1 protein-coding gene is annotated in these 326 nt (G+C 64.4%); it reads right to left on the bottom strand.

The window, feature by feature from the left end:
* Nucleotides 1-326, bottom strand: a 326-nt coding sequence (locus tag EOD07_RS37375) for an ABC transporter permease (RefSeq protein ID WP_164773003.1), incomplete at both ends; no start/stop codon positions are given.

Genomic DNA, 326 nt, shown 5'->3' with positions numbered 1-326 from the left:
GTACCATGGTGTTGCGCAACGCATGGACGATGACGACGCGGAATTCGCTCGCCCCCTTGGCGCGCGCGGTGAGCACGAACTCGCGGCTCATCACATCAAGCATGTTGGCGCGCACCAGCCGCGATATGGTGCCCGAAACCGTCCAGCCGAGGACGAAGGCCGGCAGAAGCAGGTGCCAGAGCGCGTCCTTGAAGACGGTCCAGTCGCCAGCCAGAAGCGAATCGATGGTCAGGAAGCCGGTGATGCCGGGCGGCAATGCCAAGCGGGCATCGACCCTGCCCGGCCCCGGCAGCCAGTTCAGCATGACGGAGAAGATGAACAACAGG

It is taken from the genome of Mesorhizobium sp. M2C.T.Ca.TU.002.02.1.1, assembly GCF_003997225.1.
Note: the sequence above shows the minus strand (reverse complement) of the source record. Positions and strands in the feature narration are given on the sequence as shown.